The 21,119-nt window shown below is 60.7% G+C and carries 23 protein-coding genes; 16 read left to right on the plus strand and 7 right to left on the minus strand.

The window, feature by feature from the left end; translation table 11 throughout:
* The first annotated feature begins 214 nt into the window (after positions 1 to 214).
* The 9 genes from mdcA to madM all read left to right on the plus strand — a co-directional run bounded on the left by mdcA (position 215) and on the right by madM (position 7,380).
* Positions 215 to 1,885 carry a malonate decarboxylase subunit alpha gene (gene mdcA / locus J7E41_RS07345; RefSeq protein ID WP_214991250.1) on the plus strand — a complete coding sequence of 557 codons (1,671 nt, stop codon included), beginning with the start codon at positions 215 to 217 and terminating at the stop codon, positions 1,883 to 1,885.
* On the plus strand, positions 1,886 to 2,734 hold the full coding sequence (locus J7E41_RS07350; RefSeq protein ID WP_214991252.1) for a triphosphoribosyl-dephospho-CoA synthase: 849 nt from the start codon (positions 1,886 to 1,888) through the stop codon (positions 2,732 to 2,734).
* Positions 2,734 to 3,033, plus strand: a complete 300-nt coding sequence (locus J7E41_RS07355; RefSeq protein ID WP_214991254.1) for a malonate decarboxylase subunit delta — start codon at positions 2,734 to 2,736, stop codon at positions 3,031 to 3,033. The genes J7E41_RS07350 and J7E41_RS07355 overlap by 1 nt, the downstream gene beginning before the upstream one ends.
* Positions 3,026 to 3,868: a biotin-independent malonate decarboxylase subunit beta gene (locus tag J7E41_RS07360; RefSeq protein ID WP_214991256.1), complete on the plus strand. Its 843-nt coding sequence runs from the start codon at positions 3,026 to 3,028 to the stop codon at positions 3,866 to 3,868. Before J7E41_RS07355 ends, J7E41_RS07360 begins: the two co-directional genes overlap by 8 nt.
* Positions 3,865 to 4,641, plus strand: coding sequence for a biotin-independent malonate decarboxylase subunit gamma (gene mdcE, locus J7E41_RS07365; RefSeq protein ID WP_214991257.1), 777 nt, complete (start codon positions 3,865 to 3,867; stop codon positions 4,639 to 4,641). The genes J7E41_RS07360 and mdcE overlap by 4 nt, the downstream gene beginning before the upstream one ends.
* Positions 4,635 to 5,231, plus strand: coding sequence for a malonate decarboxylase holo-ACP synthase (locus tag J7E41_RS07370; RefSeq protein WP_214991259.1), 597 nt, complete (start codon positions 4,635 to 4,637; stop codon positions 5,229 to 5,231). Before mdcE ends, J7E41_RS07370 begins: the two co-directional genes overlap by 7 nt.
* Complete coding sequence (gene mdcH / locus J7E41_RS07375; RefSeq protein ID WP_214991261.1) at positions 5,228 to 6,133, plus strand: malonate decarboxylase subunit epsilon; 906 nt, start codon at positions 5,228 to 5,230, stop codon at positions 6,131 to 6,133. The genes J7E41_RS07370 and mdcH overlap by 4 nt, the downstream gene beginning before the upstream one ends.
* A gap of 67 nt (positions 6,134 to 6,200) precedes the next feature.
* On the plus strand, positions 6,201 to 6,614 hold the full coding sequence (gene madL, locus J7E41_RS07380; protein ID WP_214991263.1) for a malonate transporter subunit MadL: 414 nt from the start codon (positions 6,201 to 6,203) through the stop codon (positions 6,612 to 6,614).
* 1 nt (position 6,615) lies between these two features.
* The gene (gene madM, locus J7E41_RS07385; RefSeq protein WP_214991265.1) at positions 6,616 to 7,380 is read left to right on the plus strand and encodes a malonate transporter subunit MadM; all 765 of its coding nucleotides are present in this window, start codon (positions 6,616 to 6,618) and stop codon (positions 7,378 to 7,380) included.
* A gap of 132 nt (positions 7,381 to 7,512) precedes the next feature.
* On the opposite strand, the gene J7E41_RS07390 is transcribed toward madM, so the two are convergent.
* Complete coding sequence (locus J7E41_RS07390) at positions 7,513 to 8,427, minus strand: LysR family transcriptional regulator (protein WP_214991267.1); 915 nt, start codon at positions 8,425 to 8,427, stop codon at positions 7,513 to 7,515.
* A gap of 176 nt (positions 8,428 to 8,603) precedes the next feature.
* Here J7E41_RS07390 and trhA point away from each other — a divergent pair, with 176 nt between their 5' ends.
* The gene (trhA, locus tag J7E41_RS07395) at positions 8,604 to 9,221 is read left to right on the plus strand and encodes a PAQR family membrane homeostasis protein TrhA (RefSeq protein WP_214991269.1); all 618 of its coding nucleotides are present in this window, start codon (positions 8,604 to 8,606) and stop codon (positions 9,219 to 9,221) included.
* 35 nt (positions 9,222 to 9,256) lie between these two features.
* Here trhA and J7E41_RS07400 read toward each other — a convergent pair whose 3' ends face one another.
* Positions 9,257 to 10,159, minus strand: coding sequence for a LysR family transcriptional regulator (locus J7E41_RS07400; RefSeq protein ID WP_214991271.1), 903 nt, complete (start codon positions 10,157 to 10,159; stop codon positions 9,257 to 9,259).
* 108 nt (positions 10,160 to 10,267) lie between these two features.
* Between J7E41_RS07400 and J7E41_RS07405 the strand changes: the two genes are divergently transcribed.
* The 3 genes from J7E41_RS07405 (at position 10,268) to J7E41_RS07415 (ending at position 12,843) form a co-directional block, all read left to right on the plus strand.
* On the plus strand, positions 10,268 to 11,509 hold the full coding sequence (locus tag J7E41_RS07405; protein WP_214991273.1) for a D-amino acid dehydrogenase: 1,242 nt from the start codon (positions 10,268 to 10,270) through the stop codon (positions 11,507 to 11,509).
* A 10-nt stretch (positions 11,510 to 11,519) separates the two neighbouring features.
* The gene (locus J7E41_RS07410) at positions 11,520 to 11,873 is read left to right on the plus strand and encodes a RidA family protein (RefSeq protein ID WP_214991275.1); all 354 of its coding nucleotides are present in this window, start codon (positions 11,520 to 11,522) and stop codon (positions 11,871 to 11,873) included.
* 82 nt (positions 11,874 to 11,955) lie between these two features.
* A complete protein-coding gene (locus J7E41_RS07415; RefSeq protein WP_214991277.1) occupies positions 11,956 to 12,843 on the plus strand; it encodes a transporter substrate-binding domain-containing protein in 888 nt (295 codons plus the stop codon).
* A gap of 208 nt (positions 12,844 to 13,051) precedes the next feature.
* Here the strand turns inward: J7E41_RS07415 and J7E41_RS07420 are convergent, their stop codons facing one another.
* Positions 13,052 to 13,771 (minus strand): 16S rRNA (uracil(1498)-N(3))-methyltransferase, encoded by a 720-nt coding sequence (locus J7E41_RS07420; RefSeq protein ID WP_214991279.1) that lies wholly within the window; start codon positions 13,769 to 13,771, stop codon positions 13,052 to 13,054.
* 38 nt (positions 13,772 to 13,809) lie between these two features.
* Positions 13,810 to 15,216: an adenosylmethionine--8-amino-7-oxononanoate transaminase gene (locus tag J7E41_RS07425; protein ID WP_214991281.1), complete on the minus strand. Its 1,407-nt coding sequence runs from the start codon at positions 15,214 to 15,216 to the stop codon at positions 13,810 to 13,812.
* Positions 15,217 to 15,497: 281 nt separating this feature from the next.
* Here J7E41_RS07425 and J7E41_RS07430 point away from each other — a divergent pair, with 281 nt between their 5' ends.
* Together J7E41_RS07430 and J7E41_RS07435 are read left to right on the plus strand one after the other, a co-directional pair.
* Positions 15,498 to 16,049 (plus strand): cytochrome b, encoded by a 552-nt coding sequence (locus J7E41_RS07430; RefSeq protein ID WP_214991283.1) that lies wholly within the window; start codon positions 15,498 to 15,500, stop codon positions 16,047 to 16,049.
* A gap of 32 nt (positions 16,050 to 16,081) precedes the next feature.
* A complete protein-coding gene (locus J7E41_RS07435; protein ID WP_214991285.1) occupies positions 16,082 to 16,681 on the plus strand; it encodes a YceI family protein in 600 nt (199 codons plus the stop codon).
* A 58-nt stretch (positions 16,682 to 16,739) separates the two neighbouring features.
* Here J7E41_RS07435 and J7E41_RS07440 read toward each other — a convergent pair whose 3' ends face one another.
* Positions 16,740 to 17,624, minus strand: coding sequence for a LysR substrate-binding domain-containing protein (locus J7E41_RS07440; RefSeq protein ID WP_214991287.1), 885 nt, complete (start codon positions 17,622 to 17,624; stop codon positions 16,740 to 16,742).
* Positions 17,625 to 17,749: 125 nt separating this feature from the next.
* Between J7E41_RS07440 and J7E41_RS07445 the strand changes: the two genes are divergently transcribed.
* Positions 17,750 to 18,124, plus strand: a complete 375-nt coding sequence (locus J7E41_RS07445) for a nuclear transport factor 2 family protein (protein WP_214991289.1) — start codon at positions 17,750 to 17,752, stop codon at positions 18,122 to 18,124.
* 63 nt (positions 18,125 to 18,187) lie between these two features.
* Here the strand turns inward: J7E41_RS07445 and J7E41_RS07450 are convergent, their stop codons facing one another.
* Together J7E41_RS07450 and J7E41_RS07455 are read right to left on the minus strand one after the other, a co-directional pair.
* The gene (locus J7E41_RS07450) at positions 18,188 to 20,056 is read right to left on the minus strand and encodes a DEAD/DEAH box helicase (RefSeq protein ID WP_214991291.1); all 1,869 of its coding nucleotides are present in this window, start codon (positions 20,054 to 20,056) and stop codon (positions 18,188 to 18,190) included.
* Positions 20,057 to 20,278: 222 nt separating this feature from the next.
* Positions 20,279 to 21,082, minus strand: coding sequence for a substrate-binding periplasmic protein (locus J7E41_RS07455; RefSeq protein ID WP_214991293.1), 804 nt, complete (start codon positions 21,080 to 21,082; stop codon positions 20,279 to 20,281).
* Positions 21,083 to 21,119 lie beyond the last annotated feature (37 nt).

Consider the following 21,119-nt stretch of genomic DNA (forward strand, 5'->3'; position numbering starts at 1 on the left):
AGGTCAGTGTTCGCCCCTAATTGATCGGTATTAGCCGCAAAACTGTTTTTCAAAGACCTTGAAAGGGCTGACACTTAAAGTGCGTTGAGTCCGAGCCTCAGCGTTTGTTGATGAACCATTACTCCAATCGTAACGGTTCACCGCCCAGCTTGATTGATGCCCTCCCAATACCCTCCTAAGGTACAGCCCACGACAGCAAACCCGTGGAGCGACCATGACAACAACAACTTCCCCCGGCTCGCGCTGGACGCGGCGGCGCGACGAGAAGCGGCGCAGGCTGGCGCGAGTAGCTTCGTTCGCCGACGGCGCTGTACTTCCCAGCGACCGAATCGTCGAAGCCCTGGAAGCCCTGATCCTCCCCGGCGACCGCGTGGTACTGGAGGGCAATAACCAGAAACAGGCCGATTTCCTCTCGCGCTCCCTGGCCAAGGTCGACCCCGCCAAGCTCCACGATTTGCACATGATCATGCCCAGTGTTGGCCGTTCCGAGCACCTGGACCTGTTTGAAAAGGGCATCGCCCGCAAGCTGGATTTCTCTTTCGCCGGTACGCAATCCCTACGCATCAGCCAGTTGCTGGAAGATGGCCTGCTGGAAATCGGCGCGATTCATACTTACATCGAACTTTATGCGCGGCTGGTGGTGGACCTGATCCCCAACGTGGTGCTGTCCGCCGGTTTTATGGCTGACCGTGCCGGGAATATCTACACCGGGCCCAGCACCGAAGACACGCCAGCGTTGATCGAGCCGGCGGCCTTCAGCGATGGCATCGTCATCGTCCAGGTCAACCAGTTGGTGGATGACGTCAGCGATCTGCCCCGTGTGGATATCCCGGCCTCCTGGGTCGACTTCGTGGTGGTGGCCGACAAACCCTTCTATATCGAACCGCTGTTCACTCGCGATCCACGGCACATCAAGCCGGTGCATGTGTTGATGGCGATGATGGCGATCCGTGGCATCTACGAAAAACACAACGTTCAGTCCCTGAACCACGGCATCGGCTTCAACACCGCCGCCATCGAATTGATCTTGCCGACCTATGGCGAATCCCTTGGGCTCAAGGGCAAGATCTGCCGCAACTGGACCCTCAATCCCCACCCTACGCTGATCCCCGCTATTGAAAGCGGTTGGGTCGAAAGCGTGCATTGCTTCGGCACTGAACTGGGCATGGAAAACTACATCGCCGCGCGTCCGGATGTGTTCTTCACCGGCCGCGACGGCTCCCTGCGTTCCAATCGGATGTTCTGCCAACTGGCCGGTCAGTACGCGGTGGACCTGTTTATCGGCGCTACCTTGCAGGTCGACGGCGACGGTCATTCCTCCACCGTAACCCGTGGTCGCCTCGCCGGTTTTGGTGGTGCACCGAACATGGGCCACGACCCGCGCGGCCGCCGCCATGGCACGTCGGCCTGGCTCGACATGCGCCACGACGATGCGCCCGAAGCCTTGCTCGAACGCGGCAAGAAACTGGTGGTGCAAATGGTCGAGACCTTCCAGGAGGGCGGCAAACCCACCTTCGTCGAAACCCTTGATGCGGTGGAAGTGGCGCGCAAAAGCGGCATGCCCTTGGCGCCCATCATGATCTACGGCGACGACGTCACCCACTTGCTCACCGAAGAAGGCATTGCCTACCTGTACAAGGCCAGATCCCTGGAAGAACGCCAGGCGATGATCGCTGCCGTGGCTGGGGTGACTGCCATCGGTATGCGCCACAACCCCAAGGACACCGCGCGCATGCGCCGCGAAGGGTTGATCGCTTTGCCCGAAGACCTCGGCATCCGCCGCACCGATGCCACCCGCGAGCTGCTGGCGGCCAAGAGCGTGGCCGATCTAGTGGAGTGGTCCGGTGGCTTGTACAACCCGCCCGCCAAGTTCAGGAGCTGGTAAATGCACGCACTCAATTGGCACCCACTGACATTGGCCGAGCACCTGGCTGACCTGGCGGTCGATGCGCTAATCGATGAAGCCGACCTGTCACCCAAACCGGCCCTGGTGGACCGACGTGGCAACGGTGCCCACCGTGATTTGCACTTGGGTCTGATGCACGCTTCGGCGCTGTCGTTGTGGCCGACGTTCAAGGCGATGGCTGACGCGGCCATCGAACTGGGTGAAATCGGTTTGCCGCTGCGCGAGGCGCTTGGGCGAATTGGCCGTGAGGGCGAGCAGGCAATGCTCACCACTACGGGGGGGGTGAATACGCATCGAGGTGCGATTTGGGCCCTCGGATTATTGGTCGCCGCTGCCGCGCTGGAACCTGAATCCACTGGCGCTGGCGCGGTAGCGTTACGTGCCGCACGGTTGGCTTTGCTCAACGATTGCCATGCCCCTCAACCCCTCAGCCACGGTGCTCAAGTCGCCCAACGTTATGGCGCACGCGGCGCCCGTGAAGAAGCGCAACTGGGCTTCCCCTCCGTGCTGCAACGCGGCCTGCCACAACTGAACAAAAGCCGCCTGCAACACCACGGCGAACAGAACGCTCGCCTCGACGCGTTGCTGGCGATCATGACCGACCTGGCCGACACCTGTGTGCTTTACCGCGCAGGTTTGGAAGGGTTGCAGGCCATGCAACAGGGCGCCCAAGCGGTGCTGGACGCAGGCGGCAGCGCGAGCCTCGCCGGGCGTCGTCAACTGCATGAGCTGGACCAGCAACTGCTCGCCCTGAATGCCTCCCCCGGTGGCGCCGCCGATCTGTTGGCCGCCTGCCTGTTTCTCGACCGCATTGACGGAGCGTCTTGATGGAAACCTTATCCTTTGAATTCCCCGCCGGGCAGCCGGCCAAGGGCCGGGCGTTGGTGGGTTGCGTCGGCTCAGGTGACCTGGAAGTGCTGCTGGAGCCGGGCACCGCCGGGACGCTGACCATCCAGGTGCAGACCTCGGTCAATGGCGCACAGCAACGTTGGCAGCACCTGTTCGAGCGGATCTTCCAGGAGCAGACGCCACCTGCGTTGAACATCGATATCCACGACTTCGGCGCCACGCCAGGTGTAGTGCGTTTGCGGCTGGAGCAAGGCTTCGAGGAGATCGCTCATGACTGACTTGCTCAATAAACACAGCTTCGTCGAGCTCGGCGCTCGGCAGCGCGCCAAGGCCTTGCTCGACGAAGGCAGCTTCCGTGAGTTGATCGATCCGTTCCAACGGGTGATGTCGCCGTGGTTGAGTCGCCAGGGCGTAGTGCCTCAAGCGGATGACGGTGTCGTAATTGCCAAGGGCGCCATTGCCGGCTTGCCCGTTGTCATCGCCGCGATTGAAGGCAATTTTCAGGGCGGCAGTCTCGGTGAAGTGGGCGGGGCGAAAATCGCCGGCGCACTGGAGCTGGCCGCCGAGGACAACCGCAACGGTATTCCCACCTGTGCCGTGCTGCTGTTGGAAACCGGCGGTGTGCGCCTGCAGGAAGCCAATCTTGGTTTGGCCGCGATTGCCGATATCCACGCAGCGATTGTCGACCTGCGCCAGTACCAGCCGGTGATCGGCGTGGTGGCGGGTAGCGTTGGCTGTTTTGGCGGCATGTCGATTGCAGCAGGACTGTGCAGCTACCTGTTGGTGACACGCGAAGCGCGACTTGGCCTGAATGGTCCGCAAGTGATCGAACAGGAGGCCGGTCTTGAAGAGTACGACTCCCGTGACCGGCCGTTTATCTGGAGCCTGACCGGTGGCGAACAACGCTTTGCCAGCGGTTTGGCCGACCGTTATGTGGCGGACGATGTGGCGCAGATTCAGCAGCAAGTCACCGAGTTGTTGCAGCAAGGTTTGCCCACCATTCAGCGCAGCCGTCAGGCGGAACACTATCTGCAACGCCTGGCTGTGCTGGACGCCGAGCCGCAAATTGATCCGGCGACGGTCCGCGATCTGTATCAGGGAGAACGCTCATGAGAGGGTTGCAGTGGTTCAACGCATTGAGTGCGGGTGCAACGCCTGTGAGTGGTTTGCCGAACTCCTTGAAGGTTGCCGATGGTGTGCTCGGTGATCAACCCGTGCGCTTCATCGCCGTGGTCACCGATCCGCACAATCGCTTCCCCCGTGCTCGCAATGGCGAAGTCGGTTTACTTGAAGGTTGGGGCTTGGCCAAGGCGGTGGATGAAGTGATCGAAGCGGGCGACAAGCGCCCGCTGATCGCCATCGTCGACGTGCCCAGCCAGGCCTATGGTCGCCGCGAAGAAGCGCTGGGCATTCATCAGGCCTTGGCCGCCGCTGCCGACAGCTACGCCCGTGCACGATTGGCCGGGCACCCGGTGATTGCGCTGTTGGTGGGCAAGGCCATGTCCGGTGCGTTTCTCGCCCACGGTTATCAAGCCAACCGCCTGATCGCCCTGCGTGATCCTGGAGTGATGGTCCATGCGATGGGCAAGGCTTCGGCAGCGCGTGTGACCTTGCGCAGCATTGAAGAACTGGAAGCCTTGGCCGCCAGCGTGCCGCCCATGGCTTATGACATCGACAGTTTTGCCAGCCTGGGCTTGCTCTGGGAAACGCTGACTGTCAGCCAGATTGAACAACCGACGACGGACGATCTGGCGCGTGTGAGTGACTGCCTGGTGCAGGCTATCAAGGACGTGCAAGCAGGTGGTGTTGATTTGAGTGGGCGCCTGGGCGCCGCCAATCGTGCGGCCTCCGCGCATGTGCGCCAGTTGCTGCGGGAGCAATGGTGAACGCCCACGATTTGCTCTGGGGCATGACTCCGGCGCACGTGCCCGCCGATGCACCGGCGTGGGCGCTGGAGGCGCTGAGTGCCGGGCATCCGGTGGTGGTGCGGCGCGCGATTGCACAGGCCGGGCATGTGGCGGTGGGCGTGCGGGGGCGTTTGCGTGAGCAACGCTTCGCCGCCGTGATGCCGATCGCGGCCGTGCAGCGGCGCGTGGTGCCAGAGGCGCTGTGCGGTGTGATATCGCCACGGGATTTGCCGGCGTTGCAGGCGCTCGATCAACTGCGGCCGGTGCTGGCGCGGGAGCACTGGGGCGTTGTCGGCAGTGCCGGTTTTGAGCTGGCCAGCGGCATCGAAGCGCTGCATGCCAAGAGTGATCTGGATTTGATTTTACGCACGCCCGCTCGGCTTGATCGAGGCGATGCAGAGGATCTGCTGGCGATACTGGACACGGCGGTGTGCGCCGTGGACCTGCAATTGCAAACCCCGTTTGGCGCCGTCGCTTTGCGTGAGTGGGCCGGACCATCACGTCGGGTGCTGCTGAAAAGCGCCAGCGGCGCGCAGCTGGTACTGGATCCGTGGCAGGCCATGGTATGAGCAGTCTTCTGGTGTTCCCGGGGCAGGGCGCCCAGCGTGCGGGCATGCTCCAGCAGTTGCCTCGCCCGATACTGGAGGAGGCAAGCACGGCCCTTAATGAGGACGTGCTGATGCTCGACTCAACCGAGGCATTGGCTTCAACCCGGGCTGTGCAGCTATGCCTGTTGATCGCCGGCGTCGCTGGCGCGCGCTTGCTGGAACACCGGCCGGACTACGTTGCAGGCCTCTCCATCGGTGCTTATCCGGCGGCGGTGATCGCAGGCTCCCTGGGCTTTGCCGACGCGCTCAAACTGGTCAGCTTGCGCGGTGAGCTGATGCAGCAAGCTTATCCCCAGGGCTATGGCATGACCGCAATCATCGGCCTGGAGTTGAACGCCGTCGAAGGCCTGATCGCTCAAATCCACACCCCGCAAACCCCGGTTTACCTGGCCAATATCAACGCCGATAACCAGACCGTGATAGCTGGCAGCAACGAAGCGATGAAGGCCGTGGCGAATCTTCTCCGAGGGACTGGCGTTGCCAAGCGCCTGGCTGTCAGCGTGCCGTCCCACTGCGCGCTCCTGGAAAAACCTGCCGAAGCGCTGGCCGAGGCATTCGCTCAGGTCTCGCTGAAAGTCCCGGCCATTACTTATCTGAGCAGCACCCGCGCTCGTCCCATTCGCGATATCGAACAGCTGCGCGACGACTTGGCATTCAACCTGTGCCGCATCGTCGACTGGCGCGGCACCGTGCAAAGCGCCTATGAGCGCGGCGTGCGACTGCAGATCGAACTGCCCCCCGGTGCGGTGCTCAGCGGCCTGGCGCGACGGGTGTTTGAGCAAGGCACGGTGATCGCCTTCGAAGGCGCGCGCCTGGACACCTTGCAGGCGCTGCTGCAAGAGGAGGAATGCCGCCACCGATAAAGCACGACCCAAGGCTTTCGAAGCACAAAAACAACAATTTCGATGAAGCACTTTGAGGACAACCATCATGATTATTTACGGTGTGGCGTTGCTGGCGATCTGTACGCTGGCAGGCGTAATTTTGGGCGACCTGCTCGGCGTTCTGCTGGGGGTGAAGTCCAATGTCGGCGGCGTGGGGATCGCGATGATCCTGCTGATTTGTGCGCGGCTATGGATGCAAAAAAACGGCGGAATGACCAAGGATTGCGAGATGGGCGTCGGCTTCTGGGGCGCGATGTATATCCCGGTGGTGGTGGCGATGGCGGCGCAACAAAACGTGGTTACCGCGTTGCATGGCGGCCCGGTGGCGGTGCTGGCGGCCATCGGTTCGGTGGTGATTTGCGGCTGCACCATTGCCCTGATCAGTCGCACCCACAAGGGTGAGCCGCTGCCCGATGAAGATCCGCTGATACCGGCTTCACCTGCCGCGGGAGGTCGCTGATATGTGGGACCTCATCGAGAAAGGGTTGGAACATAACGGCCTGGTCACCGCCTTTGCCTTCGTCGGCGTGGTGATGTGGATTTCCGTGGTGCTGTCCAAGCGCCTGACCTTCGGCCGGATTCATGGCTCGGCCATCGCCATTGTGATCGGGCTGGTGCTGGCTTGGGTCGGCGGTACGATCACAGGCGGGCAGAAGGGCTTGGCCGATGTGGCGCTGTTCTCCGGGATTGGGTTGATGGGCGGGGCGATGCTGCGAGACTTTGCGATTGTGGCCACCGCGTTTGAAGTGCAAGCCACCGAGGCGCGCAAGGCTGGATGGATCGGCGCTGTAGCCTTGCTGTTGGGTACGGTGCTGCCATTTATTGTGGGAGCGAGCATTGCCTGGGCGTTTGGTTATCGTGATGCGGTGAGCATGACCACCATCGGTGCGGGGGCGGTGACTTACATCGTCGGGCCGGTGACCGGTGCGGCACTGGGCGCGAGTTCCGATGTGGTGGCGCTGTCCATCGCGACCGGCTTGATCAAGGCGATCCTTGTGATGGTCGGTACGCCCATGGCGGCGCGCTGGATGGGCCTGGATAACCCTCGCTCGGCGATGGTATTTGGCGGCTTGGCGGGCACCGTCAGCGGTGTGACGGCGGGCCTGGCCGCGACGGATCGGCGGTTGGTGCCGTATGGCGCGTTGACGGCGACGTTCCATACCGGGCTTGGATGTTTACTGGGGCCTTCGTTGCTCTACTTCATCGTGCGCGGGTTGGTGGGCTAGGTTCTATCCTGTAGCCGCTGCCGAGGCACGAGGCTGCGATGCGGGCCGCAGGACCGCCCTCAAGGGCCGCTGCGTCGGAATGCCGCACCAAGCCCATCGCAGCCTCGTGCCTCGGCAGCGGCTACAGGGCTTTCATGTTTGCCGATTGGCATACATCCGACATTCCGCCAACAGCGCGAGCAAATTCGGATCGCGTTCCTTGGCTTTCAAAAACACCACGCCAATGTGCTGCTGCAACCGATAGCGCGGCTGTAGGGGAATCAGCTTCACCCGGTTCTCATACACCGCCGCAATCCGCCCCGGCAGCAGCGCATAACCCACTCCAGAGCTGACCATGCTCAGCAGGGTGAAGATGTCATTGACCTGCATCGCCACCTTGGGTTCGAAGCCCGCCTGCTTGAACACTCGACTACCATCCTGGTGGGTGGCGAAGCCTTGGGTCAGGGTGATGAAGGTGGCGTCACGCACGTCCGCCAGGTCGATTTCCTGTTCGCGGTCGAAGGGTGAATCGGCTGGCGTGGCGAGAAAGATATCGTCGGAAAACAGCGCAATCTGCGCACAGTCCGGGTCGTTGGCACGCTCGTCCAGGGAGATCAGGATGGCGTCCACTTCCATGTTCTTGAGCTTGTACAGCAGATCGAAATTGGAGCCGAGCATCAGGTCGATGTTCAGCTCGCTGCGGCGAATCTTCAAACCCATGATCAGCTGTGGCACGGTCTTGACGGTCAGCGAATACAGCGAGCCCAGCTTGAAGCGCTCGGCGGAGAACCCAGCGGCTTCGCGGGTCAGGCGCACGCTGTCGACCACGTCCTGGATCAGCTTCTGTGCGCGCTCCTCCAGCACATAGGCGCTTTCCAGCGGTGTGAGGTTGCGGCCTTCATGCTTGAACAGCGGGCAGCGCAGGGCGTTTTCCAATGAGTGAATCGCGCGGTGCACGCTGACGTTGCTGGTCTGCAACTCGGCGGCGGCACGGGCCAGGTTGCCGGTGCGCATGAACGCCAGGAAAATTTCCAGCTTCTTGAGGGTGAACTCTTCGTCGATCAGCATGGGGTGACTCTCGTTCGAATGCCGTCGATTGTGCCCCTAAAATCGTGAGGCTCCCAGCCATGTAACGCGACTTCTACCCGGAACGTCAGAACAGTCTTGCACTTTCATGCCCAAGGCTGGAGCCTTGTCTTGCAACGCCCAGTGAAGTAGTAACGGTTATTCGAGGTGAGTGGCACATGTATCACGGGGAACGATTCAATGCCTGGAGCCACTTGCTCGGGGCGGTCGCGGCCTTTGTCGGCGCGGTGTGGATGTTGGTGGTTGCCAGTCTCGATGGCAGCCCGTGGAAGATTGTCAGTGTGGCGATTTATGGTTTCACGCTGTTGGTGCTGTACAGCGCATCGACGGTCTATCACAGCGTGCGCGGGCGCAAGAAAGAGATCATGCAGAAGGTTGATCACTTCTCGATCTACTTGCTGATCGCCGGCAGCTACACGCCGTTTTGCCTGGTGACATTGCGCGGGCCATGGGGCTGGACGCTGTTCGGAATTGTCTGGGGGCTGGCGGTGATCGGCATCCTGCAGGAGATCAAGCCGCGCTCCGAGGCGCGAATCCTGTCGATCGTGATCTATGCGGTGATGGGCTGGATCGTGCTGGTGGCGGTCAAGCCGCTGATTGCTGCGCTGGGCACGGTAGGCTTTATCTGGCTGGCGTCGGGCGGTGTGTTGTACACCGTGGGCATTATCTTCTTTGCCCTGGAGGACCGGCTGCGGCACTCCCATGGGATCTGGCACCTGTTTGTGATCGGCGGGAGCCTGCTGCATTTTGTGGCGATCATGGTGTACGTCTTGTAATCGCTGATGTGTGTAGCCTCGTGCCTCGACAGCGGCTACAGCCGATCCAACTGCTCCTGGGCACGACTGCCGAAGATCTCCAGCAAGCTCGCCAGCATATGCGGCGGTGGCTCATCGGCGCGGGTCAGCGCATACAAGGTGATCGGCAATGGCGGTGCCAGTGGACGAATACAGGTGATCGCCGTGGATGCCCCCAGCGCAGTGAACGGATCGATCACCGCCAATCCCGCACCGGACTCGACCATCGCCCGGGCCAGCGAATAGGTCTGCACCGAAATGCTGATCCGTGGCGGTGGATCGACCGCTTCGAGGTAACTGTCGAGCTTTGCCGCCAGCGGATCGGCGCTGGACAGGCCAATCAACGGCGCGTCTGCCAGCGCCATCAATGGCAGTGGTTTTCCCTGCTCGGCTTCCGGCCAGTAATTGCGAGGCGCCAACGCCACCAGCACACCGTGAGCCAAGGCCTGGGCGTTCAGGCCTGGGTGATCGGGCGGCTGCAAGGTCAACGCCACGTCCATCTCGCGCATCAACAGGTTCTGCACCAGCTCCCGGCTGTGGGCGCTGGACAGCTCGCAGGCGATGTCCGGGTAGCGTTGGGTCCATTCACGAATGGCCGGTGGCAGCAATGACAGCGCGAGGGCCGGTGTGGCGCCGATACGCAGGCTTTGGCCGGGGGCGCGCCTCAGGTTCTGCGCCAGGCGCCGCACCCCTTGCAGGCTCTCGGTGACCTTGTCGACTTCGCGCTCCAGGGCCAGGGCTTCCGGGGTGGGCTGTAGTTTGCCGCGTACCCGTAGAAACAGCGGGAAGCCCAACTGGAGTTCGGCATGCTGCAGGACCTTGGTCACCGCTGGCTGCGAGACGTGCAGCAATTGTGCGGCAGCGCTGACGGAGCCGGTCTGGCGTATGGCCTGAAAGATTTCGATATGACGCAAGCGCATGATGAGTCCATAACCTTTGTTTATGGGTGACCCATCTTTATTCATTGTTCGGCGCCTGTCACCTGGCCCTACTGTTCAAGCCTGATCAAAAACGGTTTAAGGACAGACATGGCTCAGCAGGTTTGCATCATCGGCGGCGGGGTTATCGGCCTGGCAAGCGCTTACGCCCTGGTGCGCGCAGGCTGTGAAGTGACCGTGGTCGAAGCCCGGGAAACCCTGGGCAGTGAAACCAGTTTCGCCAACGGCGGCCAACTGTCCTATCGCTACGTCGCGCCCCTGGCCGATAAAGGCGTACCCCTGCAAGCCATCGGCTGGATGCTGCGGGGCGACTCGCCGTTGAAGCTGCGCCCGCGTATGGACCCGGCACAGTGGCGCTGGATGGCCTCCTTCCTGGGAGCCTGCCGCGCGTCGGTCAACAAGCGCAACGGCGGGCACCTGCTGCGGCTGGCCAGCTTGAGCCAGGACGTCCTGCAGCGCTGGCGCCAGGAGGACGTCCTGGACGGTTTTGACTGGCGGCGCAACGGTAAGCTGGTGACCTTTCGCAGCCACGGCACCTTCGAAAACGCCCGCAACAAAGTGACAGACCGCCTGCAACAGCAAGTGCTCTCGGCGGCGGACTGCGCCCGGTTGGAACCCACCTTGGGCGACAGCGGGTTTGTCGGCGGCATCTACACGCCCAATGAAGAAGTGGCGGACTGTCACCGCTTCTGCCAGCAACTGGCGCTCAGGCTGCAAGCCTCGGGCCGCTGTACGTTCTTGCTGGGGCGCAAGGTGACTGGCATTCGCCATGCCGACGGCACGGTGCAGGCCATTGAGTTGGGCGCCGAGGTACTGCCCGTGGAGCATCTGGTACTGGCGGCGGGTCACCGCAGCGCCGAGCTGGCGTTGCCCGGCGTGTCGCTGCCGCTGTACCCCCTCAAGGGCTACAGCCTGAGCGTACCGATTGGCGAGCAGCACCAGGCGCCGAATATCAGCATCACCGATTACGACCGCAAAATTGTCTATGCACGCATTGGTGAACAACTGCGGGTGGCGGCGATGGTGGATATCGTCGGTTTTGACCCACGCCTGGAACCCAAGCGCCTGGCTCTGATCAAGCGCCAGGCCTGTGAGACTTTCCCTCTGGCCGGTGATTATGAACAGGCGATTGAATGGGCCGGCATGCGCCCGGCCACGCCGACGGGTGTGCCGCTGATTGGTGCCAGTGCCTATCGCAACCTATGGTTGAACCTGGGTCATGGTGCCCTGGGGTTTACCTTGGCCTGCGGCAGCGGCCAATTGCTGGCCGAGCTGATCGGCCAGCACACGACTTCCATTGATATGCAGGGCCTCGCTCCCCGCGCCGCCTGAGGATGCACCGATGACCATCACTCGAATCAACAGCAACAGTCGGCTTTCTGGCGCCGTGATTTTTCAGGACCTGGTGTTTCTGTCTGGCCAAGTGCCGGGCGAGGGCCGGAATGTGACGGCCCAGACAGAGGAAGTCCTGGCCAAGATTGATGCACTGCTGGCCGAGGCCGGCAGTGACAAGGATCATCTGCTCAACGCAACCATCTACCTGAAAAATATCCAGGATGGTTTTGCGCCGATGAATGACGTCTGGTCGGCTTGGCTCTCGCCAGGCCAGGCGCCGACCCGTACCACCCTGCAAGCAGAACTGGCACGCCCGGATGTACTGGTGGAAATCAGCGTTATTGCTGCCCGCCGCATCTGAATAACAAGAAAACCAACGGAGAATAACAATGCAAAAATTGTGGCGAGGGGGCTTGTCCCCCGTTGGGCTGCGGAGCAGCCCGATGATTTTCTGTATTTTTGGCCTGTTGCTGGGTGCTCAAGCCCACGCCACCGAAGCCCCTCTGGATGGCACGTTGGCCAAGATCGCCAAGGCCAAGAGCATCACCTTGGGCTACCGCGATGCGTCGGTGCCGTTTTCTTATGTCGGTGATAACACGGGTAAACCCATGGGTTACTCGGTAGACCTGGCGAACAAGATTGTCGAGCGCATCCAGCAAAAAACCGGCGTGCCGAACCTCAACGTGAAGTACAACCTGGTGACGTCCCAGACCCGTATCGCGCTGGTGCAGAACGGCACCGTGGATCTGGAGTGCGGCTCCACCGGTGTGACCGCCGAGCGCCAGAAGCAGGTCGCGTTTTCCTACGGCTTCATCTACGTGAAAGGCCAACTGCTGACGGCCAAGAACAGCGGCATCCAGCGTTTTGCCGATTTGCAGGGCAAGAATGTGGTCACCACCGCAGGCACCACCAACGAGCGGTTTCTCAAGAGCTACAACGCCGATCACAAACTCAACATGTCAGTGATCAGCGCCAAGGACCACGGCGAAGCGTTCAAGATGCTGGAGTCGGGCCGGGCAGTCGCGTTCTATATGGATGACGCCTTGCTCTACGGCGAGCGCGCCAAGGCCAAAGATCCCCATAACTGGGTAGTGGTGGGAGAGGAGCAGTCGCGGGAAATCTACAGTTGCATGGTGCGCAAGGATGATCCGCAATTGCTCGCGGTCGTCAATGAAACCCTGGCGGGGTTGTACAGCTCGGGGGAGATCAACGGGATGTACCAGCGCTGGTTCCAACAGCCGATTCCGCCGAAGGGCTTGAACCTGGAGTTCCCGATGACCAGCGAGTTGAAGGCGATTATCGCCAAACCGGTGAGTGATCCGGTGGAGTAATAACCCGGTCAAAACGTGGGAGGAGGTGGGCTCACAATCGCTGTAGCCGCTGCCGAGGCACGAGGCTGCGATGGGTTTGGTGCGGCATTCCGACGTAGCGGCCCCGGGGCGGTCCTGCGGACACGCATCGCAGCCTCGTGCCTCGGCAGCGGCTACAGTGATCGAGAGCCCGCCCGCTCCCACATTTGATTGGGTTTGCAACGTTAGATTAGAAGTCGCCCCACAGCTGTTGGGCCACTGCCAACGCTACAACCGGCGCAGTCTCGGTCCGCAGTACGCGCGGACCCAACCGTGCGGAATGGAAGCCAGCCGCTTGTGCGGTCTCGACTTCCCCATCCGTCAAACCACCCTCTGGCCCGATCAAGAACGCCAGGCTTGCTGGCTTGGCGTGGCTCACCAACGGCTCAGCCACCGGATGCAACACCAACTTCAACTGCGCCTCGGTCTGCTTCAGCCAGTCCGCGAGCAATAACGGTGGATGAATCACCGGCACCTTGGAGCGGCCGCATTGCTCGCAGGCGCTGATTGCCACCTGACGCCAGTGCAGCAGGCGTTTGTCGGCGCGTTCGTCCTTCAGGCGTACCTCGCAGCGGTCGGTGAAGATCGGAGTGATCTCGTTGACCCCAAGCTCGGTGGCTTTCTGGATCGCCCAATCCATCCGCTCGCCCCGGGACAAGCCTTGGCCGAGGTGGATGTGCAGTGGGGATTCGATCTGCCCCTCGAACGCTTCGATCAGTTGCACCACCACGCGCTTTTTACCGACCTCCAGCAAGCTGCCGCGAAACTCTTGGCCGGAGCCGTCGAACAACTGCACGGCGTCCCCTTCGCCCATGCGCAATACGCGGCTGATGTAGTGGGCCTGGGCTTCGGGCAACTCGTGGTCGCCAATGCTCAGTGGAGCGTCGACAAAAAAACGGGACAGTCTCATTTCTGTTCTCTGGAAAAGTTATGTAGGAGCGTCGGTCATCAGCCCGGATCACGAAACCCTGGATGGAAATCCTTGGGCACCGCTACGCTGACTTTACTGTTGGTCGCGATATCAATCCCTTCACTGGCCACTTCGGCCAGAAAGTCGATCTGCTCCGGCGTGATCACGTAAGGCGGCAGGAAGTACACCACGCTGCCCAGCGGTCGCAGCAGCGCGCCGCGTTCCAGAGCGTGCTCGAATACCTTGAGGCCACGGCGTTCTTGCCACGGGTAGGCGGCCTTGGTGGCTTTGTCCTGGACCATTTCGATGGCCAGCACCATGCCGGTCTGGCGCACTTCCGACACGTGGGGATGATCCACCAGGTGTGCGGTGGCCGTGGCCATACGCTGGGCCAGGGCCTTGTTATTTTCGATGACGTTGTCTTCTTCGAAGATATCCAGGGTCGCGAGGGCTGCCGCACAGGCCAGCGGGTTGCCGGTATAGCTGTGGGAGTGCAGGAACGCGCGCAGGGTCGGGTAATCGTCGTAGAAGGCGCTGTAGACATCTTCGGTGGTGACCACGGCCGCCAGGGGCAGATAGCCGCCGGTCAGGGCCTTGGACAGGCAGAGGAAGTCCGGGCGAATACCGGCTTGCTCACAGGCGAACATGGTCCCGGTGCGGCCGAAGCCCACGGCGATTTCGTCGTGGATCAAGTGCACGCCATAACGATCACAGGCCTCGCGCAGCAGCTTGAGGTACACCGGGTGATACATGCGCATGCCGCCGGCGCCCTGGATCAGTGGCTCGACGATCACGGCGGCGACGGTGTCATGGTTTTCGGCCAGGGTCTGCTCCATGGCCAGGAACATGTTGCGCGAATGCTCTTCCCAGCTCATGCCTTCGGGGCGCAGGTAGCAGTCGGGGCTTGGCACCTTGATGGTGTCCAGCAGCAGCGCCTTGTAGGTTTCGGTGAACAGCGGCACATCGCCTACCGACATCGCGGCGATGGTTTCGCCGTGGTAGCTGTTGGTCAGGGTGACAAAGCGCTTCTTGTTCGCCAAGCCACGGTTGAGCCAATAGTGAAAGCTCATTTTCAGCGCGACTTCGATGCACGACGAACCGTTGTCGGCGTAGAAGCAGCGGGTCAGGCCTTCAGGCGTCATCTTCACCAGGCGCTCGGACAGCTCGATCACCGGCTGATGGCTGAAGCCGGCAAGGATCACGTGTTCCAGTTGGTCCACCTGGTCCTTGATGCGCTGGTTGATGCGCGGGTTGGCGTGGCCAAACACATTGACCCACCAGGAACTGACGGCATCGAGGTAGCGTTTGCCTTCGAAGTCTTCCAGCCACACGCCTTCACCGCGTTTGATGGGAATCAGCGGCAATTGCTGGTGGTCTTTCATCTGGGTGCAGGGATGCCACAGCACCGCAAGGTCGCGTTGCATCCACTGATTATTCAAACCCATGGTCATTCTCCTCGAAGCGGCTCGCAACCTGTGCGGGCGAAACAATCGCGCAAGCCTATGCAATGCCAGGCTGTGTCACAACCCATTGCGCGCTTGAAGGCGCAATTGGTACTAAAAGCAGGACGGTCTGTCACGTTTCTCCTGAATAGTCCTTAATCTCTGGTTAATTTATTGTTCATACGCTCAAGATCGTATTTCTCGATATTTCAAAGCGAAATTTTCCGCTTTAATTCGATAGGTAAACCGCTAGTCTTGGGCGCAGCTCTTACGGGATTGGGTACATGCAACTACGTAATTCATCGGCCCGCTACGGTTGGGTCAGCATTGTTTTGCACTGGGGCATTGCCCTGGTGGTGTTCGGTTTGTTCGCCTTGGGCTTGTGGATGGTCGGTCTCGATTACTACAGCGCCTGGCGGAAAGACGCCCCCGACTTGCACAAAAGCATTGGCATCACGCTGTTCGCCATCATGCTGGTGCGGATCGTCTGGCGTTTGATCAGCCCGCCGCCGCCATCGCTTGCCAGCTACAGCCGCATGACCCGTCTGGGTGCTGCGTTTGGCCACGCGTTCCTTTATCTCGGGCTGTTTGCCGTGATGATTGCCGGTTACCTGATTTCCACCGCAGACGGTGTCGGAATTCCGGTGTTTGGCCTGTTTGAAATTCCTGCGCTGGTTTCCGGTCTACCGGACCAGGCAGACGTAGCCGGCGTGGTGCATTTGTACCTGGCCTGGGTGCTGGTGGTGTTTGCCGGTCTCCATGGCGTGGCTGCGTTGAAACACCACTTTATTGATCGTGATGCGACCCTGGTTCGTATGCTGGGGCGCAAAGCCTGATGTTCAACCTCGACTCACAAGGAATAGAAAGCATGTTGAAAAAGACTCTCGCCGCTCTGGCCATCGGTTCTGCTCTGCTGACTGCCGGTCAGGCGATGGCGGCTGATTACGTGATCGACAAGGAAGGCCAGCACGCCTTCGTTGATTTCAAGGTCAGCCACTTGGGCTTCAGCTACATCACCGGTACCTTCAAGGACCTGGACGGCAAGTTCAGCTTTGATGCTGCCAAGCCTGAAGATGCCAAGATTGAAGTTAACGTTCGCACCGCCAGTGTTTTCAGTAACCACGCCGAGCGCGACAAGCACGTCAACAGCAAGGACTTCCTGGAGTCGGGCAAATTCCCTGACGCCAAGTTCGTTTCCACCAGCGTCAAGCCAACCGGTAAAAATGCGGATGGCAAGCAGACTGCTGATGTGACCGGTGACCTGACCTTCCACGGTGTGACCAAGCCAATCGTGGTCAAGGCTACCTTCCTGGGTGAAGGCAAGGATCCATGGGGTGGCTACCGTGCCGGTTTTGAAGGCACCACCAATATCAGCCGCAAGGAATTCAACAAGGATGGGATGGACGTTGGCCCACAGTCCGACAACGTTCAGCTGTACATCACGTTTGAAGGTGTGAAAGCGAAGTAATTTTCGCTGCGTAAATGATAAACGCCGACCTTAGGGTCGGCGTTTTGCTGTCTATCTTTTACAGGTTGCCTTGGTACTCGGCGACCTGTCCTTTAAGCCACGCCAGCAATGATGATATTTGCATTGATCGTTTGCTGTCGGTGGGCCAGACCAGAAAGTATCGTGATGAATGCTCTGGTTCCACATCAGTCAGTTTGACCAATTCCCCGCGCTCAATCAGCACCTGGGCAATCGAGCGTCGAGTCAGTGCAATCCCGTAGCCCAGCTTGACGGCCTCAAGCAGTAATGTGGAGTCGGTGAATTCCAGGATGGCTGGCGGGCGTTGGCCGTCGACTCCAGCAGCGCTGAGCCAAACAGGCCAGCTTTCACTGGCATGCAATAGGGGTTGCTCCAATACCGCCTGTGCGGTGGTTGGCAGCGCACCGCCGTTAAATCCGGGGGTGGCGACTACCAGCAATGAATCAGCCATCAGGGGCTCGCAATGCACGTCGGGCCATTGGCCGTGGCCGAAGCGGATTGCACAGTCCACCAGTCCCTGCTCAAAACTGACGAAGTCCATGGTGGACGCCAACTTGAGGTGCAAGTCGGGGTTGGCGCTCATGAAACCTTTGAGTCGAGGCAGTAGCCAAAACAGGCCATAGGATGGCAGGACTGATACGGTCAGTTGCGCATGCTTGGCCTTCGCCTGAAGCCTCTCGGTGACTCCGGCGATTTCCCCCAGTGCTTGCCGGATTTGATAGGCGTAGACACGGCCTTCATCGGTCAACACCAATGAGCGCCCGCTGCGCATCACCAGCGCAATATCGAGGTATTCCTCCAAGGAGCGGATCTGGTGGCTGACGGCACTGTGGGTGACATGCAGTTCCAGCGCAGCCTGGTTTACCTTGCCCAATCGAGCGAGTGCTTCAAAGGCACGTAAGGCGGCGAGGGGAGGGAGCTTCAATAGGTGAATTCCATTTACATAAAAGGCTAATAATAGCCGCTATACCTGAAACCAGCGCGCTGCTGATAATTAATGGCTTGTTATTAATTCAAATAACACACCGTTAAAATCTCAGGGAGCCCAGTATGGTTATTCATGAAATTCAAACTATGTTGAAAGAATACTTTGAGGTATTGCAAACCCAGGATTTAAATAAATTCGATCAGGTTTTTCATCCTGGCTCGGTGCTGTATTCCACGCAGGATGGGCAAGTGACCGTTCGCCCTTTTGCTGAGTATCGCGCTATGGTTCAAGGCCGAAAATCGCCCCAGGAAGGCAAGTTTGCTCGATTGGACGAGGTGTTGATGATTGATGTGATGTCCTCGGAAATGGCCATGGTCAAAGTTCGTCTGCGCCTATTCGATAACATCATGGTGGATTATTTGAACCTAATGAAAGTGGACGGTCGTTGGACCGTTTTTGCGAAGCTCTTTCATAAGGTGGGTGTGGTTGTCGATTAACTGGGAAAGTGCCAGATGCAAAAACGCCCCGAACTTGTCGGGGCGTTTTTTCGGTCTGAAAACTCAGCGGTTGCGGGTCAGCAACGCTGGTTTTTCGCCACGAGGACGGCCTGGCAGTTGATCCAGTTGCTCTGGTGTCAGGGTCCGATCGCTTTTCGATTCTTTGTGAATGATCTTCGGCGCAGGGCCGCCGCGCGGGTTTTGCACGGCGGGCTCTGACAAGCGTGGTTGATCATCACGGGCCGGGCGACGGTTGCGCGACTCTTCGCGACGGGCTTGACCGTCACGAGGTGCACCGTTGCGTGGGCCGCTGCGCTTGGCCGGTGGAGTGCCGGTGGTGGCGCCGTTGCTGCTGCGCGGACCGTTCTGGCGACCTTGTGGCTGGCCGGTACGTGGAGCACCTGCGCCCGGTGCCGGAGCACCTGGACGACGCCCACGGCCCTGGGCCGGCTTGGCCTGGGGCACGTAGTCAACGCGGTTACCGAAGTTATCCACGTCGTCGTCAAGGAACTCGTCCGGTGCACGGTCAGCGGCAGCGCGTGGTGGCTGGCTCGGCTGGCGCTGTTCGCGGGCCGGAGTGCCTTCACGTGGCTTTTGTTCACGGGCCGGGCGTTCGCCACGGGCGGCGGCAGGTTTGTCCTTGCCACCCTTGTCCTTGCCTTTGTCTTTGCGGCCGCCACCACCGCCGCCGCCGTTCGGGCCATCACCCTTCGGACCGCGAGGGTTACGTGGGTTACGCACATCCGGACGCTCGCGCACTTCCGGCTTCTCGGCTTCCACGGCGCTGGAATCGAAGCCCATCAGGTCGCCGTCGGCGATTTTCTGCTTGGTCATGCGTTCGATGCTTTTCAGCAGCTTTTCTTCGTCCGGCGCGACCAGGGAAATGGCCTCGCCCGAACGACCGGCACGGCCAGTACGGCCGATACGGTGTACGTAGTCTTCGTCGACGTTTGGCAGCTCGAAGTTGACCACGTGCGGCAGTTGGTCGATATCCAGGCCGCGAGCGGCGATATCGGTGGCAACCAGAATGCGTACGCTACCAGCCTTGAAGTCGGCCAAGGCTTTGGTGCGCGCGTTCTGGCTCTTGTTGCCGTGGATGGCGACGGCGGTGAGGCCGTGCTTGTCCAGGTACTCGGCCAGGCGGTTGGCGCCATGCTTGGTACGGGTGAAGACCAGGACCTGTTCCCAGGCGCCGGCGGTAATCAGGTGCGCCAACAGCGAACGCTTGTGGCTGGCCGGCAGGCGGAATACGCGCTGCTCGATGCGCTCGACCGTGGTGTTCGGCGGCGTGACTTCGATGCGCTCGGGGTTGTGCAACAACTTGCCCGCCAAAGCGGTGATGTCGTTGGAGAACGTTGCCGAGAACAGCAGGTTCTGGCGCTTGGCCGGCAGGCGGGCGAGCACTTTCTTCACATCATGGACAAAGCCCATGTCGAGCATGCGGTCGGCTTCGTCCAGCACGAGGATTTCCACGTGGGACAGGTCGACGCTGCCTTGGCCGCACAGGTCGAGCAAGCGACCAGGGCAGGCCACCAGTACGTCGACACCACGGGACATGGCCTGAACCTGTGGGTTCATACCGACGCCGCCGAAGATACAAGCGCTGACGAACTTCAAGTCGCGGGCATACAGCTTGAAGCTGTCATGCACCTGGGCGGCGAGTTCGCGGGTAGGGGTCAGGACCAGTACGCGCGGTTGGCGCGGGCCGTGACGCTGGGATTTGTCCGGATGACCGTTGGGGAACAGCCGTTCCAGGATCGGAAGGGCGAAACCGCCGGTTTTACCAGTACCTGTCTGTGCCGCAACCATCAGGTCGCGACCTTGCAACACGGCGGGGATGGCCCGCTGTTGCACCGGAGTAGGCTCGGTATAGCCCGCTGCCTCGATGGCGCGGACTAAAGCCTCGGAGAGACCGAGGGAAGCAAAGGACATGAGTAATCCTGTTTTAGTTAGGGCTTGGCCCAGAGGGATAGTCTTGCCTGGCGCGAATGGCGTTTAGATGAACGCAATCCCGTCCGGTCCTGCTGGGGCTGGCAGGCACCTCGATGGCTCGCGCGGGGCTGAAAAGCTGCGCAGTAGCGGGTTCGGGTGTCTTTTGCAGACCCAAGCGTCCGGGCGTAAGCCTGGCGGAAAGGCCGCAGTATAACAGAGCAATCACTGCGCGCTGCTTTCCTGCTGCTCAACGGTGTGTGCAGGCACAGGCTTTGAGGTCGTTTCATCGCTTGCACCGGCATATTTAGCGCTCAAGGCCGCGTAGGCGGGCTCTTGCTTGAAGCGTTTGAGTTCGGCGCCAAAGCGTTGCACCAACAGGTCCATGCCCGCGCCACGGCGCACGGCGAGGAATTGCTGCTGGCGGCTGATCACCGTTGGGGCCTGGCTGACCTTGTGTTCCAGCCCAAGCTGTTTGACCAGATGCTGACCAACCCGGCGATCAGTAATCAGCAAATCGATGCGCCCGCGCAGCAATTTGCCGAAGTTGGCCTCATGGCTGGGGGCCGGCTCACGGTTGAACAGGGTGGAGTCGCTGAACGCCGGGCTATAGAGGTAGCCCGGCGACGTGCCGATGGTCAGGCCACGCAAGTCATCAAGCGTCTGGAACGTGTGCGGGCGCGCATTGGCGTAGAACACCACGAACTCGACCTGGGACAGCGGTTCGCTGGGGTAGAGCAGCATGGCGTCTCGTTCATGACTGTGGAAAATATCCAGCGCGCCGTCGGCCTGGCCCTGTTCGAGCATGGCCAGGCAACGTTTCCAGGGCAGGAACTGCCATTGCACCTCGATGCCCAGGCGCTCAAAGACGATCACGGTGGTTTCGTAATCCAGCCCGCGCATGGTGCCGTTTTCTTCGTATACGTAAGGTGCCCAGGGCTCGGTGACAATGCGCAGTTTCTCGCCTTGGGCGGTCAGGCTCAGGCAAGCGAAAAGAACAGCTGTCAACAACCGGAGAATGACGGGCATCCCCTGAGGTTACGACTGTCTCAGGCTAAAGAGAAGC

The organism is Pseudomonas fluorescens, assembly GCF_018614655.1.
In the GTDB taxonomy this organism is placed as follows: Bacteria; Pseudomonadota; Gammaproteobacteria; order Pseudomonadales; family Pseudomonadaceae; genus Aquipseudomonas; species Aquipseudomonas fluorescens_BX.